The following is a 14,862-nucleotide window of genomic DNA, read 5'->3' as shown; positions in this document are numbered from 1 at the left end:
TCGTTTACAGGACAGCTCCCCGTATCTGTCGCGCCTTGCGACAGCGTTCAGCCTACGCGCACCGCGCTGCCTGCGCTGAATGACGGGCCGAATTCACTGGCCGGAACCCTGCATGAAACGTCCCCGCCCCGCCCGACGCGCCCTGTTCGCCGCCCTTTGTCTGATTCCCGTGATTGCCGTTGCCGCATGGCAGGTGCTGCCGCCCGGACGGGATGCCCTCGCCACCGTGCAGGTGACCCGCAGCAACATCGAAAACAGCGTGACCGCACTCGGCACCTTGCAGCCGCGTCGTTATGTCGATGTCGGTGCGCAGGCGTCCGGGCAAATCCAGAAGATCCATGTCGAGGCAGGCGATACGGTCAAGGAAGGCCAGTTGCTGGTGGAGATCGACCCGTCCACGCAAAAAGCCAAACTCGACGCCGGGCGCTTCTCCATTGAAAACCTCAAGGCGCAACTGCAGGAACAGCGTGCGCAGCACGACCTCGCACGGCAGAAATACCAGCGCCAGCAGCAACTCGCCGCCGGCGGCGCCACCCGTGAAGAAGATGTGCAGACCGCCCGCGCCGAAGTGCGCGCGACCCAGGCACGCATCGACATGTTCCAGGCACAGATCCGTCAGGCCCAGGCGAGCCTGCGCAGCGACGAAGCGGAGCTCGGCTACACACGCATTTTTGCGCCAATGAGCGGCACCGTGGTCGCGGTAGGTGCCCGGGAAGGCCAGACGCTCAATGCACAACAGCAAACCCCGCTGATCCTGCGCATCGCCCGGCTCTCGCCCATGACCGTGTGGGCCGAGGTTTCCGAAGCGGACATCGGCCACGTCAAACCCGGCATGACCGCCTACTTCACCACCCTCAGCGGTGGCAGCCGACGCTGGAGCAGCACCGTACGGCAGATTCTGCCGGTGCCGCCGCGCCCGCTCGAGCAGAACCAGGGCGGCAGCCCCACCAGCGGGCGCAGTGGCAGCGAACGCGTGGTGCTCTATACCGTGCTGCTCGACGTCGACAACGCCGACAACAGCCTGATGACCGACATGACCGCGCAAGTGTTCTTCGTCGCCCAGCAGGCACAGAACACCCTGACTGTGCCGAGCGCCGCCCTGCAACCGGGCACGCGTGCGCAGTGGCAACGCGTACAGATCGTCGCCGCCAACGGCGACATCCAGTCCCGCGACGTGCGCACCGGCATCAGCGACCGCCTGCGCACACAAGTGCTCGAAGGTCTGGCCGAGGGCGATCACATCCTCAGCACGCCAGCCACCGGCAGCGGAGGCTGAATGCAAACGCCCCTGATTGACCTGCGGCAGATCCGCAAATCCTACGGCGGCGACGACAGTCCGCAGGTGCAGGTGTTGCGCGGCATCGACCTGTCGATTCATGCCGGCGAGTTTGTCGCCATTGTCGGCGCGTCCGGCTCCGGCAAATCGACACTGATGAACATCCTCGGCTGCCTCGACCGCCCCACCAGCGGCGAATATCGCTTCGCCGGTGAGGACGTCGCGCAACTGGACAGCGACGAACTGGCCTGGCTGCGCCGCGAGGCGTTCGGTTTTGTGTTCCAGGGCTATCACCTGATTCCGTCCGGCTCCGCTCAGGAAAACGTCGAGATGCCGGCCATCTACGCCGGCACCCCGGCGGCGGAACGCCATGCGCGAGCCCGTGCGTTACTGGAACGTCTCGGTCTGGGCACGCGCACCGGCAACCGTCCGCATCAGCTTTCCGGTGGTCAGCAACAACGGGTGTCGATTGCCCGGGCGCTGATGAACGGCGGCCACATCATTCTCGCCGACGAACCCACCGGCGCCCTCGACAGCCACAGCGGCGCCGAAGTCATGGCCCTGCTCGACGAACTCGCCGGCCAGGGTCACGTGGTGATTCTGATCACCCACGACCGCGAAGTGGCGCAACGGGCCCAACGCATCATCGAAATCCGCGATGGCCTGATCATCAGCGATACCGCCAAACATCCGTCAGCCGCCGTCCGCCGTGCCAACCCCGGTGCCCTGCAAGCGGTCGATCTGCGCCAGCGCCTGAGCACCGGCAGCAGCCAGACCAGCGCCTGGAAAGGTGAACTGGTGGACGCCGTGCAAGCCGCGTGGCGGGTCATGTGGATCAATCGTTTTCGCACCGCGCTGACCCTGCTCGGCATCGTCATCGGCGTGGCCTCGGTGGTGGTGATGCTGGCCGTGGGCGAAGGCAGCAAGCGTCAGGTGATGGCGCAGATGGGCGCCTTCGGGTCCAACATCATTTACCTCAGCGGCGCCGCCCCCAACCCGCGCACGCCGCCGGGCATCATCACCCTCGACGACGTCGCCGAGCTGGCTGCCCTGCCCCAGGTCGAACGCATCATGCCGGTCAACGGCTCGACCGCCGGCGTGCGTTTCGGCAATGCCGACCACAGCAGCTACGTCGGCGGCAACGACACCAACTTCCCAAGCATCTTCAACTGGCCGGTGGTTCAGGGCAGTTACTTCACCCAGGCCGACGAAGACAGCGCCGCCGCCGTGGCGGTGATCGGCACCAAGGTGCGTGACAAGTTGCTCAAGGATGTCGCCGACCCGATCGGCCAGTACATCCTGATCGAAAACGTACCGTTTCAGGTGCTCGGGGTTCTGGCTGAAAAAGGCTCAAGCTCCGGCGACTCCGACAGCGACAACCGCATCGCCGTGCCCTATTCCGCCGCCAGCATGCGCCTGTTCGGCAGCCGCAATCCGGAATACGTGGTGATCGCCGCCAAGGACGCACGCAAGGTCAAGGACGCCGAACAGGCCATCGAACAGGCGATGCTGCGTCGGCACCACGGCAAAAAGGACTTCGAACTGACCAACAACGCCGCGATGATCCAGGCCGAGGCGCGCACCCAGGGCACGCTGTCGCTGATGCTCGGCGCGATTGCCGCCATCTCCTTGCTGGTGGGCGGTATCGGCGTGATGAACATCATGCTCATGACCGTGCGCGAACGTACCCGCGAAATCGGCATTCGCATGGCCACCGGCGCCCGCCAGCGCGACATCCTGCGCCAATTCCTCACCGAAGCGGTGATGCTCTCGGTGGTCGGCGGCATTGCCGGCATCAGCCTGGCGATGCTGGTCGGTGGCGTGCTCGTGTTCAGTGGTGTGGCGATCGCGTTTCAATGGCTGGCGGTGCTCGGGGCCTTCACCTGCGCGCTGATCACCGGCGTCCTCTTCGGCTTCATGCCTGCCCGCAAGGCTGCCCGGCTCGACCCGGTCACGGCCCTTACCAGTGAATGATCGTTCTATGAAAGCGCCACTGACACTCCTTGCCGCCAGCCTGATGCTGGCGGCCTGCAACAGCCCTGCGCCGCGCCCCGACAGCGGCGTGCAGCCACCGCCCGCCTGGCAATCGCCTGACCATCCCGACGCGGTGCAGAGCAATCGCCAGTGGTGGACGCAGTTCGGCAGCCGCGAACTCGATCGACTGATCGAACAGGCGCGCCTGGGCAGCCACGACCTCGGCGCCGCCGTTGCCCGGGTCCGGCAGGCACAGGCCAGCGCGACAATTGCCGGCGCCCCGCTGCTCCCGGAAATCAAGGCCGGACTGAATGCCAACCGGCAGAAACTGTTGCACGGCAAGGGCTACAGCCAGCTCGACGTCAAACCGGACAATCGCTCTCTGGATTACTACGACGCCGAGTTGAGCGCCAGTTACGAAATCGACTTCTGGGGCGGTAAACGCGCGGCGCGCGACAGTGCCGTGTTCGGCGTACAGGCCAGCGAATTCGACCGTGCCACCGTGGAGCTGACCTTGCAAAGCGGCGTCGCTAACAGTTACACCCAGGCCTTGGCGTTGCGTGAGCAGGCGCGGATTGCCGCGCTCAATCTGGCCAACGCGCAAAGCGTCCTGCACCTGGTGCAAACCCGGTTTGATGCCGGCAGCGCCACCGCGCTGGAACTGGCCCAGCAGAAAAGCCTGGTCGCCGAGCAACAGCGCAAATTGCCGCTGGTGCAGCAACAGGCCCGCGAAGCGCTGATCACCCTCGCCGCCCTGCTCGGCCAACCGGTGCAGGCGCTGTCGGCACCGCAACAGTCATTCGAACAACTGCAGTGGCCGAACATCGCCAGTGGCGTGCCCAGCGACCTGCTGAGCCGGCGCCCGGACATCGCCAGCGCCGAAGCCAAACTGGCGGCCGCTCAGGCTGACGTCAGCGTCGCCCGCGCCGCGATGTTGCCAAAAATCACCCTCACCGCCAGTCTCGGCACTGGCGCCGATCTGGCCGCAGACCTGTTGCGCACGACGTTCTATAACCTGTCATCCGGGCTGACTGCGCCGATCTTCAACAACGGGCGCCTGAGCGCCGAACGCGACAAGGCCAAGGCCCGTCAGGACGAGCTGCTGGAAACCTATCGCGGGGCGATCATCAATGGCTTCGCCGACGTGGAAAAAGCCCTCAGCAGCATTCGCGGCCTTGATGAACAACGGCAATGGCAAAGCGAAGAACTGAGCCAGGCGCAAACCGCGTTTGACATTGCCCAGAGCCGCTATCAGGCCGGCGCCGAAGACCTGCTGACGGTGCTGCAAACCCAGCGCACCTTGTATGCGGCGCAGGATATGAATGTGCAACTGCGCTTGTCGCGACTGCAAGCGAGCATTGCCTTGTACAAAGCGTTGGGCGGTGGCTGGCAAGTGATCTGAGCGCAAATTAGCGACTGGCCCGACGCCTTCGCGAGCAAGCTCGCTCCCACATTGGTTCTACGTCGTTTACAAAGTCCCCTGTGGGAGCGAGCCTGCTCGCGAAAGCGCCGGATCAGGCGAACCAACATCCCCAGGCAAAAAAAATCGCAGCACCAGGCTGCGATTTTTTTTGCGCTTAGAGTTGCCGCCCTTTGACTTTCAGATGCCGCGCATACCACGGCCGCTGCGGCACTTTGCGAAACAGGTCGGCCATGTGGTCTTCGTCGCCGAAAGTGATGCGCAGCGCCAGCTTCATGGTTTCCGGGTCCATCTCCACCGAGCGCCCGACTTGCAGACCGGGCACCGTGCTGCAGCCGTGGGTGTCCGGGCCCAGCCAGGGATCGTCGACCTCAACCCAGCGTCCGGGCGCAAACCACGGTACGCCGTTGACCTCGAGACGACTGACTTCCCCCGGATGAAAGCGCTCGTGGGCCCGGAACCAGTCCTCGATGCGATCGTCGATCCAGCCGTGAAAACGCCAGAACACCGGGTTCACATGGGAGGAAAACGGGTCACCGAGAAAGTCGTTTTCCGGGACGTACCAGCGCGCGGCAAAATCGGCCTGATCGCGTGCCATCGGCACCGGAATGTCATTGGACGGATCACGCGCCACTGACGCCCAGCGCATGTGCAACCAGTCGTGCAGGCCCAGTTCGACTTCCGAACCGAACTGGCCGAGGGTGAGCTTCGACAAGTACCGCGGGTCGCGATACTGCGACTCCCAGACCTGGAAATTGCTGTGATAGGTCTCGGCGGCTTTGATGTCGCTGACCCATTTTGTGTATTCGTCGTCGCCTTCGGTCAGCCAGGTCGGCGGCAAGGCATTGCCGTCATGGTTGTCGAAGTAGCGGGCGAAACCCTGGCGGTCGCGTTCCAGTTCCGGTTGCGGCAGGGGAAACGCCGGCCAGGACGGCAAATCCTGCAACGAACGGGCCTTGCCGAGCATGTGCCGGTGCATGAAGAAAAAGTCGATGCCCGAGCCGTTGCGATCCTTGCGTGGCCCACGGGCGTCGCGCTCCTTGTCACGCGGGCCGGGCTGCCAGCCGATGCCACGCAAGGCTTCGCGCTTTTTCTCCGACAGTTTGTGCCACTTGTCCCGCGTGGCGTGCCAGAGCTGGTGGAACAAACGATGTTCCGGCGCCACCAGCCAGGCCAATAGCGTCGGGTTCAATCCGGCACGTTCACGGGCCTCGGGGAAACGTCGCTTGATCGCGATGAAATGATTGTCGAGTTCGGGCAAACCCAACGGCCGGTCCAGATGCAAGACCTGCCCGGTGAAGGTGCCGCTGCCAGCATTGCCGAACGCCGCCCAGACTTCGTCCAGTTTGACTTTGAACTCGTACACCGGTGGTGCTTGCGGCGCATCGGTGCGCAGCAACCGCCAGTACATCTCGGCGCCATTGCCCGGTGCCAGATTGCCGATCACCTGATAACGCGCCGGTGCATCAGCGCGCAGGTTGGCACCGGTATCGAGATAGCCACGCAAGCCGCGGCCACGCTGGGCAATGTCGAGAAACAATTCCAGCCCTTCGTCGGGCAGGCCGTCCAGCCCCGCAGCAGACCCGGTAAAGCGGATATCCCAGACGCCGCGCAGGCTGTCCGCCAGTTGTTGACCGGCCGTGTCGGCCAGATCGACCGTGGCCTCTCCCGGGGTGACCGGAAATTCCTCACGGGTCAGCTCACGATGTGCATAAAAAGCGGCAGGCAGCGCGGCGCCCGTGAGTGCCATGCCCGCCATGAACCAGCGTCGAGAGATCGTCATTGCCCTACCTGTGTCAGCCATGAAGCAGGCTTTATCCAAGCTAGAACGTTTGCTCGCCGAACAAATTTATGGCCTCGGTAAAAGATCACCACGCGCCGGCAGCGCTTTTCTCGCGCCTCACTAAATTACCCGCCCGACCACTCGTTCCTCCCAGATAGCGAAGGCCCCTGCGCCTGCACCTCGACGGCGAACCTGAATGAGATGGCAATGACAAAACCGCGTTCGAAAAAGGCTCTATTTATCGGCCTGCCGCTGGCCTTGGCGATCAGCGCCGGCGCAGGGTTTCTGGCTTGGGATTACTGGTTTCGGGACAACCCCGGCTACCCGGTGAAAGTGATGAAGCAGGCGACCGAATTGCAGGATCGGCTCCTCTCGTTCGACAGCCACATCACCGTGCCGCTGAGTTTTGGCGCCCACGGCAACGAAGCCGACAAGGACGGTTCCGGGCAGTTCGACCTGATCAAGGCCAATCGCGGCCGCCTGTCCGGCGCGGCGCTGACCGTGTTCGGCTGGCCGGAGATGTGGAACGGCCCGAATGCCCCGCATCGCCCGACCGAAGGCTTTGTCGAGGAAGCACGCAATCAGCAGGAAGTGCGCTACAAAATCATTTCCGGGATGGTCCGCGACTTTCCCAATCAGGTCGGTATCGCCTACACCCCCGACGATTTCCGCCGCCTGCATGGCGAAGGCAAGTTTGCGATTTTCATCAGCATGCTCAACGCCTACCCGCTGGGCAACGACCTGAGCAAGCTCGACCTGTGGGCCGGGCGCGGCATGCGCATGTTCGGCTTCAGCTACATCGGCAACAACAGCTGGGCTGACTCGTCGCGACCGCTGCCGTTTTTCAATGACTCCCCGGACGCCCTCGACGGCCTCTCCGACATCGGCAAGCAAGCGGTGCAGCGCCTGAATGATCTGGGCGTGATCATTGACGTCTCGCAGATGTCGACCAAGGCGCTGGAGCAAGTCGCGCAACTGAGCCGCACGCCGATCGTGGCCTCGCACTCGGCGCCACGGGCCGCGGTGGATATTCCGCGCAACCTCAGCGACAAGGAATTGCAACTGATCAAGAACAGCGGCGGCGTGGTCCAGGTGGTCGGGTTCTCGCAATACCTCAAACCGCTGACCCAGGGTACCCAGGACAAACTCAACGCCCTGCGCGCACGCTTCGACTTGCCGCCACTGCCCAACCTGGCCATGGCCCTGATGCCGGGCGACCCGATCATCACCGCCTGGTCCGAGCAGAAACTCGGCCAGTACGCCAGCGGCCTCTACGCGATTCTTGAAGAAGAGCCGAAAGCGACCCTCAAGGACCTCGGCGACGCCATCGACTACACCGTGCGCAAAATCGGCATCGACCATGTCGGCATCGCCTCGGACTTCAACGATGGCGGCGGCATCAAGGGCTGGGAAAACGTCGGCGAGATCCGCAACGTCACCGCCGAGCTGATCCAGCGCGGCTACTCCGAAGCAGACATCGCCAAGCTGTGGGGCGGCAACTTCATGCGCGTCTGGGAGCAAGTACAGAACGCCGCCAAACCGGCGCTGGCCTCCCGTCAGGACGCAGCCAGACCATGACTGATCGCCGTACTTTTCTGAAACAGGCGGGCGTGATCGCAGCAGCCCTGCCAATGGGCGCAAGCCTGACATCGCCGGCGATGGCGTCCACTGCGCCGGCGGGTGACAAATGGGCCCGGCTGCGTCAGTTGTTTGATCAGGACCCGCAGGCGATTCACTTCGCCAATTTTCTGATCACCTCCCATCCCAGGCCCGTGCGCGAGGCCATCGAGCGTCATCGTGCAGCACTGGACCAGAACCCCGGCCTGGCCATGGACTGGGACTTCGGTGTCACCGAAAAGCGCGAAGCAAACGTGCGGGTCTGGGCCGGCAAATACCTGCAGGCCCAGCCCGGCCAGATCGCCCTCACCGGCAGCACCACCGAAGGCCTGGCGATGATTTACGGCAGTGTGCAGGTGCGCCCGGATCAGGAAATCCTCACCACCGAACACGAGCACTATTCGACCCGCAACATTCTCGCTTTCCGCAGCCGCCGCGATGGCACACGGGTGCGCAAACTCAACCTGTTCGAAACGCCGCAAAGCATTTCGCTGGATCAGGTGCTCGACACAATCAACCGCAACATCCGTCCCGAAACCCGCGTGCTGGGCATGACCTGGGTGCACTCGGGCAGTGGCGTGAAGTTGCCGATCGCCGAAATATCGCGACTGGTCGATGCACACAACCGGCAACGCGACGACAAGGACCGGCTGATCTACGTGGTCGACGGCGTGCACGGCTTCGGTGTCGATGACCTGAGTTTCCCGCAGATGAACTGCGACTTTTTCATTGCCGGCACCCACAAATGGATGTTCGGCCCGCGCGGCACCGGCATCGTGTGCAGCCGCAGCGAAGAGGTGAAGTACGTCAGCCCCAGCGTGCCGACGTTCTCCGAAGCCACAACGTTTGGCACCACCATGACCCCGGGCGGTTACCACGCTTTCGAACATCGCTGGGCGGTGGACGAAGCCTTCAAGTTGCACCTGCAATTGGGCAAGGCCGATGTTCAGGCGCGCATCCATCAGCTCAACAGCTACCTGAAGCAGCGCCTGCGCGAACACGCCAACATCGAGCTGGTGACCCCGCTCGATCCGCAATTCTCTGCCGGTTTCACCTTCTTCCGGGTCAAGGGGCAGGACAGCGATGAAGTCGCCGCCTACCTGATGAACAACCGGGTGATCTGCGATGCCGTCAGCCGCGACGTCGGCCCGGTGATCCGCACCGCGCCCGGTCTGCTCAACGACGAAACCGAAGTGGACCGGTTCATGGCCATTCTCGGTAAAAGACTGCGCGCCTGATCCCTCGACTCCAGTTTTCCTTTCACAGAGACGACTCATGAAAAAGCCTCACGCCTCATTCCCTTTCAAGGCCCTGCCCGCCCTGGCCCTGACCGCGCTGTGCGCCGGTCTGTTGCCCGCGGCCGCACAAGCGGCGACACCGCCGGCGCCGGGCAAAGTGTTCAAGGACTGCAAGGACTGCCCGGAAATGGTCGTGCTGCCGACCGGCACCTTCACCATGGGCACCCCGGAGGACGAAGTCGGGCGCGAGCCGGACGAGGGCCCGCGCCACGAAGTGACCTTCAGCAAACCGTTCGCCATTAGCCGCTTCCAGGTGCTGGTGGGCGAATGGGACGCGTACGTGCGCGAAACCGGCAACAAACCGTACGACTTCGACGACCGCCCCGGCCGCCGCTGCACCGCCGGCAAACCGCAATTCAAACAGACCGCGCGCGACCCGGCGGTGTGCATGAACGTCGCCGAAGCCCAGGGCTACATCGACTGGCTGTCGAAAAAGACCGGCCAGGCCTATCGCCTGCAAAGCGAATCGATCCGCGAGTACGCCGCCCGTGGCGGCAGCACCGGACCTTTCCCGTTCCCGTTCGATGAAGGCAACAACTACCAGATTTCCAAACACGCCAACACCTATGGCGCTGCCGACGGCTACAACTTCACCTCGCCGGCCGGCACCTTCCCGGCCAACGCCTTCGGCGTTTACGACGCCCACGGCAACGTCTACGAATGGACCGCCGACTGTTATCACAAGGACTACGCCGGGGTGCCCAACGACGGTCGTCCCTGGACCCAGGAAAACTGCGAACGCCAGGTCATGCGCGGCAACGACTGGGGCGAAGCGCCAGTGTTTTCGCGCTCCGGCAACCGCAACAGCAGCTGGCCGACCAGCAAGGGCGACTGGCTCGGCTTCCGGGTCGTGCGCGACCTCTGAGCCTGCCCGCCACGACCGCAGCCCGTCTGCGGTCGTTTAAAGAAACTGCGTGACCATTCGTTTTCCTTAAGTACCGGCACTCCCTCCGCACCGAAGCAGGAATCCTCCATGACCAAGCCTACGCGTGGGGCGATCAACGAATTGTTCGCCCTGCTCAAGCCCTTCCGCCTGATCGTCTCTGCGTCCATCGTGCTCGGCATGATCGGCGGCCTGAGCGTCACCGTGCTGCTGGCCACCATCAACAATGCCCTGCACTCCGATGACGGCCTGACCCGTACCGTGGTGATGATCTTCGCCGGGCTCTGTGCACTGGCGCTGCTGACGACGATTCTGTCGGACATCGGCACCAACTACGTCGGCCAGCACATCATCGCCAAATTGCGCAAAGAACTGGGGGAAAAGGTCCTGTCGGCGCCGATCGACCAGATCGAGCGCTATCGCAGCCACCGGCTGATCCCGGTGCTGACCCATGACGTCGACACCATCAGCGACTTCGCCTTCGCCTTTGCGCCACTGGCGATCTCCATGACCGTCACCCTCGGCTGCCTCGGTTACCTGGCGATGCTGTCGTGGCCGATGTTCCTGATGATGCTGGTGGCGATTGCGATCGGCACCACGATTCAAGCGATTGCCCGGGCCAGGGGCATGCGCGGTTTCTACGCCGCACGCGACTGCGAAGATGAACTGCAAAAGCACTACAACGCAATTGCCGAAGGCGCCAAGGAACTGCGCATTCACCGTCCGCGTCGCCAGCGCATGTTCGTCGCCGGCATTCAGAAAACTGCCGAGAAGATCTGCGACACCCAGATCAAATCCATCAACACGTTCGTCATCGCCAAATCCTTCGGTTCCATGTTGTTCTTCGTGGTCATCGGCATGGCGCTGGCCCTGCAATCCTTCTGGCCCAGCGGCGACAAAGCGGTGATGAGCGGGTTCGTGCTGGTGCTGCTGTACATGAAGGGGCCGCTGGAGCATCTGGTCAGCACCTTGCCGATCATCAGCCGCGCGCAGATCGCCTTCCGCCGGATCGCCGAGCTGAGCGAGCAATTCTCCTCGCCCGAACCGCACCTGTTGCTGGAAGACCAGGGCCAGAAGCCCGGGGCCGTCAACAGTCTGGAACTGAACAATGTGCGCTACGCCTTCCCGCCGGTGGCTGGCAGCGAACCGTTCCGTCTGGGGCCAGTCAACCTGCGCATCGAACAAGGCGAGATCGTGTTTATCGTCGGCGAAAACGGTTGCGGCAAAACCACGCTGATCAAATTGCTGCTCGGCCTGTACGCCCCGACCGAAGGCGAAATCCGCGTCAACGATCAGCCGATCACCGCGCTCAACCGCGATGACTACCGGCAGAACTTCACGACGATCTTTGCCGACTACTACCTGTTCGATGATCTGATTCAAGGCGACCGCCAGGTCCCACAGGACGCCACCCGCTACCTCGAACGTCTGGAGATTGCGCACAAGGTCAGCGTGCGCGACGGTGCCTTCAGCACCACCGATTTGTCCACCGGCCAGCGCAAGCGCCTGGCGCTGGTCAACGCCTGGCTCGAAGAGCGTCCGGTGCTGGTGTTCGATGAATGGGCGGCGGATCAGGACCCGACCTTCCGGCGGATTTTCTACACCGAGTTGCTGCCCGACCTTAAGCGCCTGGGCAAAACCATCATCGTGATTTCCCACGATGACCGTTACTTCGACGTCGCCGACCAACTGGTGCGCATGGAGGCCGGCAAGGTCAAAAGCGAACTGCAGACTGCTTGAAACACGGGGCCGCAGCCAGGCCGGAAAAATAGTTTTCCGGTTTGCCGCGGCTTCCTCGTCTTAATGAGATGAATAAGAACCATTAACAACTATACCTGCCAAGGTCTTAACCTCATGTCCGCATCCCGTTTCATGCTTCGCCCTCTGACTCGAGCCCTGCTGATGCAGGGCGCCACACGTTCCCGCCTGGCCGGCACCGGCCTGGGTCTGGCCCTGTCCGTCGCTGTCACGCCATATGTGCAGGCGCAGGAATGGACCCTGAACATTCCGGCCCAGCCACTGGCGCAGGCGCTGCAGACGCTTGGTCAACAGACCAGTCTGCAAATCGTCTACAGCCCGGAAAGCCTGCAAGGCCTGCGCTCCAGTGCGCTCAACGGGCGCTATCAGGGCGATGATTCGCTGAACGCGATGCTCAAGGGCACCGGCATCCGCTATCAGCGTGACGGCAACACCGTGACGGTGCTCGGCCCGGCCACCGGCGACACGATGGAACTGGCTCCGACCAACGTCAACGCGCAAAGCATGGGCGCCACCACCGAAGGCAGCAACTCCTACACCACCGGTGGCGTGACCATTGGCAAAGGCGTGCACTCGCTGAAAGACACACCGCAGTCGGTCACGGTCATGACGCGCAAAATGCTTGATGACCAGAACCTCAACACCATCGAACAGGTGATGGAAAAGACCCCGGGCATCACCGTGTACGACTCGCCCATGGGCGGTAAGTATTTCTACTCGCGCGGCTTTCGCATGACCGGTCAATACCAGTACGACGGCGTGCCACTGGACATCGGCAGCAGCTACGTACAGGCCGACAGCTTCAACAGCGACATGGCCATCTATGACCGCGTGGAAGTGCTGCGCGGCGCCGCCGGCATGATGAAAGGCGCTGGCGGCACCGCCGGTGGCGTCAACTTCGTGCGCAAGCGCGGCGGCGATACTGCCCACACGCAACTGTCGCTGTCGGCAGGCACCTGGGACAACTACCGTGGCCAGGTCGATACCGGCGGCCCGCTGAACGACGCCGGCACCATCCGTGGCCGTGCCGTGGTCACCGAGCAGACCCGTCAGTACTTCTACGACGTGGCCAGCCGCAAGGACCAGATCTACTACGGCGCCCTCGACTTCGACCTCAGCCCCGACACCACGCTGGGCGTGGGTTTCGCCTGGGAAGACGTTGACGCCACGCCATGCTGGGGCGGTCTGCCGCGTTATGCCGACGGCTCCGACCTGCACCTCAAGCGCTCCACCTGCCTGAACACCGCATGGAACAACCAGCGCAGCAAACGCGCCACCTACTTCGCCGACCTGAAACACCAGTTCAACGACGACTGGTCGCTGAAGGTCGCGGGCGTCTATTCGCGCAACACCCAGGACATGGAATACGCCTTCCCGAGTGGCGCAGTGCCGGTCGGTGCCACCGCTTCGAACACACTGATGCTGGGCAGCATCTACGACTACGATCAACGCGACTACGGCTTCGATGCCTACGTGGACGGTAAATTCGACGCCTTCGGCCAGCAACACGAACTGATCGTCGGCGCCAACGCGAGCCGGTCGCACAAGGATGACTTCTACGCCGTCGCCGCCCTGCCCCAACGGCAGAACGTGCTCGACCCGAATCATCACATCCCGCAACCGGACGAAAGCTATTACCTGGCCAACGCCTCCCGTGGCGGCCCGGTGGACATGCACATCAAGCAATACGGCGCTTACTCCATCGCCCGCCTGAAACTGGCCGATCCGCTGACCCTCGTCCTGGGCAGCCGTGTCAGCTGGTACAAGTCCGACACCGACTCGGTGCAGTACTTCCGTGGCGAAGGCACCCAGGTCGACACCAAGTCCACCGAAACCGGGCAAGTCACGCCGTTCGCCGGTGTGCTGTTCGACCTCAACGAAAACCTGACCGCCTACGCCAGCTACACCGACATCTTCACCCCGCAAGGCGCGTACAAGACCATTGATGGCAGCACGCTCAAGCCATTGGTCGGGCAGAGCTACGAGTTGGGGATCAAGGGTGAGTGGTTCGACGGGCGTCTGAACAGCACCTTCAACCTGTTCCGCACCATCCAGAAAGATGCCGCTCAGGATGACCTGCGCTGCGAAGACAGTTCGTGCTCGATCAACTCCGGCAAGGTTCGCGCCCAGGGCTTCGAAGCGGAAGTCAGCGGTGAGGTGATTGATCGTCTGCAATTGTTGGCTGGCTATACCTATACCCAGACCAAGGTGCTGGAAGATGCCGACGCCACGCAGGATGGCGTGGTCTACAACTCCTACGTGCCGCGTCACTTATTGCGCGTCTGGGGTGACTACAGCCTGAGCGGGCCGCTGGATCGTGTGACGATCGGTGCAGGGGTTAATGCCCAGACGGGCAACTACCGCACTTCGCCTCTGGGCGGTGACAACATTGACGGTGCTGGTTATGCGGTGTGGAACGGTCGCATCGGTTATCGCATTGACGATACCTGGTCGGTGGCGTTGAACGGGAACAACCTGTTTGACAAGCGTTACTACTCGACCATTGGTACCGAAGGGTTCGGTAACTTCTATGGTGATCCGCGTAACTTCGTGATGTCGGTCAAGGCTGATTTCTGATTGGGTGTGATGTGAGAGAGCCCCGCTTTGGCGGGGCTTTTTTTCGCCTGTTGGTCTTGGCGGCGTTCGGGCCGACCATGCTCTTTGGGTTTTGGGAGCATATCCGTTGCTGCGGGTGTTGCCGCTGGCGGTTTCGCTCTTACAGCGAGTCACCTTTTCCAAACGCCGAAAAGGTAACCCAAAAGGCTTTGCCCCGGCGTACGGCACTTCGCTGAGGCTCAGTGTTCCCTCGCTACGGTGTCCATCCGGGGGCATCGCCTACGGTTTGCTTCGCTG

At 62.9% G+C, this 14,862-nt stretch carries 9 protein-coding genes; 8 read left to right on the top strand and 1 reads right to left on the bottom strand.

The genetic code is table 11. From position 1 onward, the window contains the following. Positions 1–112 precede the first annotated feature (112 nt). The 3 genes from HV782_RS10450 to HV782_RS10440 are packed head-to-tail and all read left to right on the top strand — an operon-like array spanning position 113 to position 4,652. Complete coding sequence (locus tag HV782_RS10450) at positions 113–1,276, top strand: efflux RND transporter periplasmic adaptor subunit (RefSeq protein ID WP_123463496.1); 1,164 nt, start codon at positions 113–115, stop codon at positions 1,274–1,276. Next, entirely contained in the window at positions 1,277–3,250 is a 1,974-nt protein-coding gene (locus tag HV782_RS10445) for a MacB family efflux pump subunit (protein WP_186744726.1), read from the top strand. Positions 3,251–3,257: 7 nt separating this feature from the next. After that, positions 3,258–4,652: an efflux transporter outer membrane subunit gene (locus HV782_RS10440; RefSeq protein ID WP_186744728.1), complete on the top strand. Its 1,395-nt coding sequence runs from the start codon at positions 3,258–3,260 to the stop codon at positions 4,650–4,652. Positions 4,653–4,827: 175 nt separating this feature from the next. Here HV782_RS10440 and pvdP read toward each other — a convergent pair whose 3' ends face one another. Next, the gene (pvdP, locus tag HV782_RS10435) at positions 4,828–6,453 is read right to left on the bottom strand and encodes a pyoverdine maturation tyrosinase PvdP (protein WP_186744730.1); all 1,626 of its coding nucleotides are present in this window, start codon (positions 6,451–6,453) and stop codon (positions 4,828–4,830) included. Between the two features lie 207 nt (positions 6,454–6,660). Between pvdP and pvdM the strand changes: the two genes are divergently transcribed. The 5 genes from pvdM to HV782_RS10410 all read left to right on the top strand — a co-directional run bounded on the left by pvdM (position 6,661) and on the right by HV782_RS10410 (position 14,586). Next, positions 6,661–8,031 carry a pyoverdine-tailoring dipeptidase-like protein PvdM gene (gene pvdM, locus HV782_RS10430; RefSeq protein ID WP_123463504.1) on the top strand — a complete coding sequence of 457 codons (1,371 nt, stop codon included), beginning with the start codon at positions 6,661–6,663 and terminating at the stop codon, positions 8,029–8,031. Continuing rightward, positions 8,028–9,308: a pyoverdine-tailoring periplasmic protein PvdN gene (pvdN, locus tag HV782_RS10425; protein ID WP_186744733.1), complete on the top strand. Its 1,281-nt coding sequence runs from the start codon at positions 8,028–8,030 to the stop codon at positions 9,306–9,308. Before pvdM ends, pvdN begins: the two co-directional genes overlap by 4 nt. Before the next feature lie 37 nt (positions 9,309–9,345). Then, positions 9,346–10,233 carry a dihydropyoverdine dehydrogenase gene (gene pvdO, locus HV782_RS10420; RefSeq protein ID WP_186744738.1) on the top strand — a complete coding sequence of 296 codons (888 nt, stop codon included), beginning with the start codon at positions 9,346–9,348 and terminating at the stop codon, positions 10,231–10,233. A gap of 108 nt (positions 10,234–10,341) precedes the next feature. Then, positions 10,342–11,991, top strand: a complete 1,650-nt coding sequence (locus HV782_RS10415) for a cyclic peptide export ABC transporter (RefSeq protein WP_123463510.1) — start codon at positions 10,342–10,344, stop codon at positions 11,989–11,991. A 114-nt stretch (positions 11,992–12,105) separates the two neighbouring features. Then, positions 12,106–14,586 carry a TonB-dependent siderophore receptor gene (locus HV782_RS10410; protein WP_186744740.1) on the top strand — a complete coding sequence of 827 codons (2,481 nt, stop codon included), beginning with the start codon at positions 12,106–12,108 and terminating at the stop codon, positions 14,584–14,586. Positions 14,587–14,862: the final 276 nt, after the last annotated feature.

The sequence above is a fragment of the Pseudomonas monsensis genome (assembly GCF_014268495.2).
GTDB classification, from domain to species: Bacteria; Pseudomonadota; Gammaproteobacteria; order Pseudomonadales; family Pseudomonadaceae; genus Aquipseudomonas; species Aquipseudomonas monsensis.
Note: the sequence above shows the minus strand (reverse complement) of the source record. Positions and strands in the feature narration are given on the sequence as shown.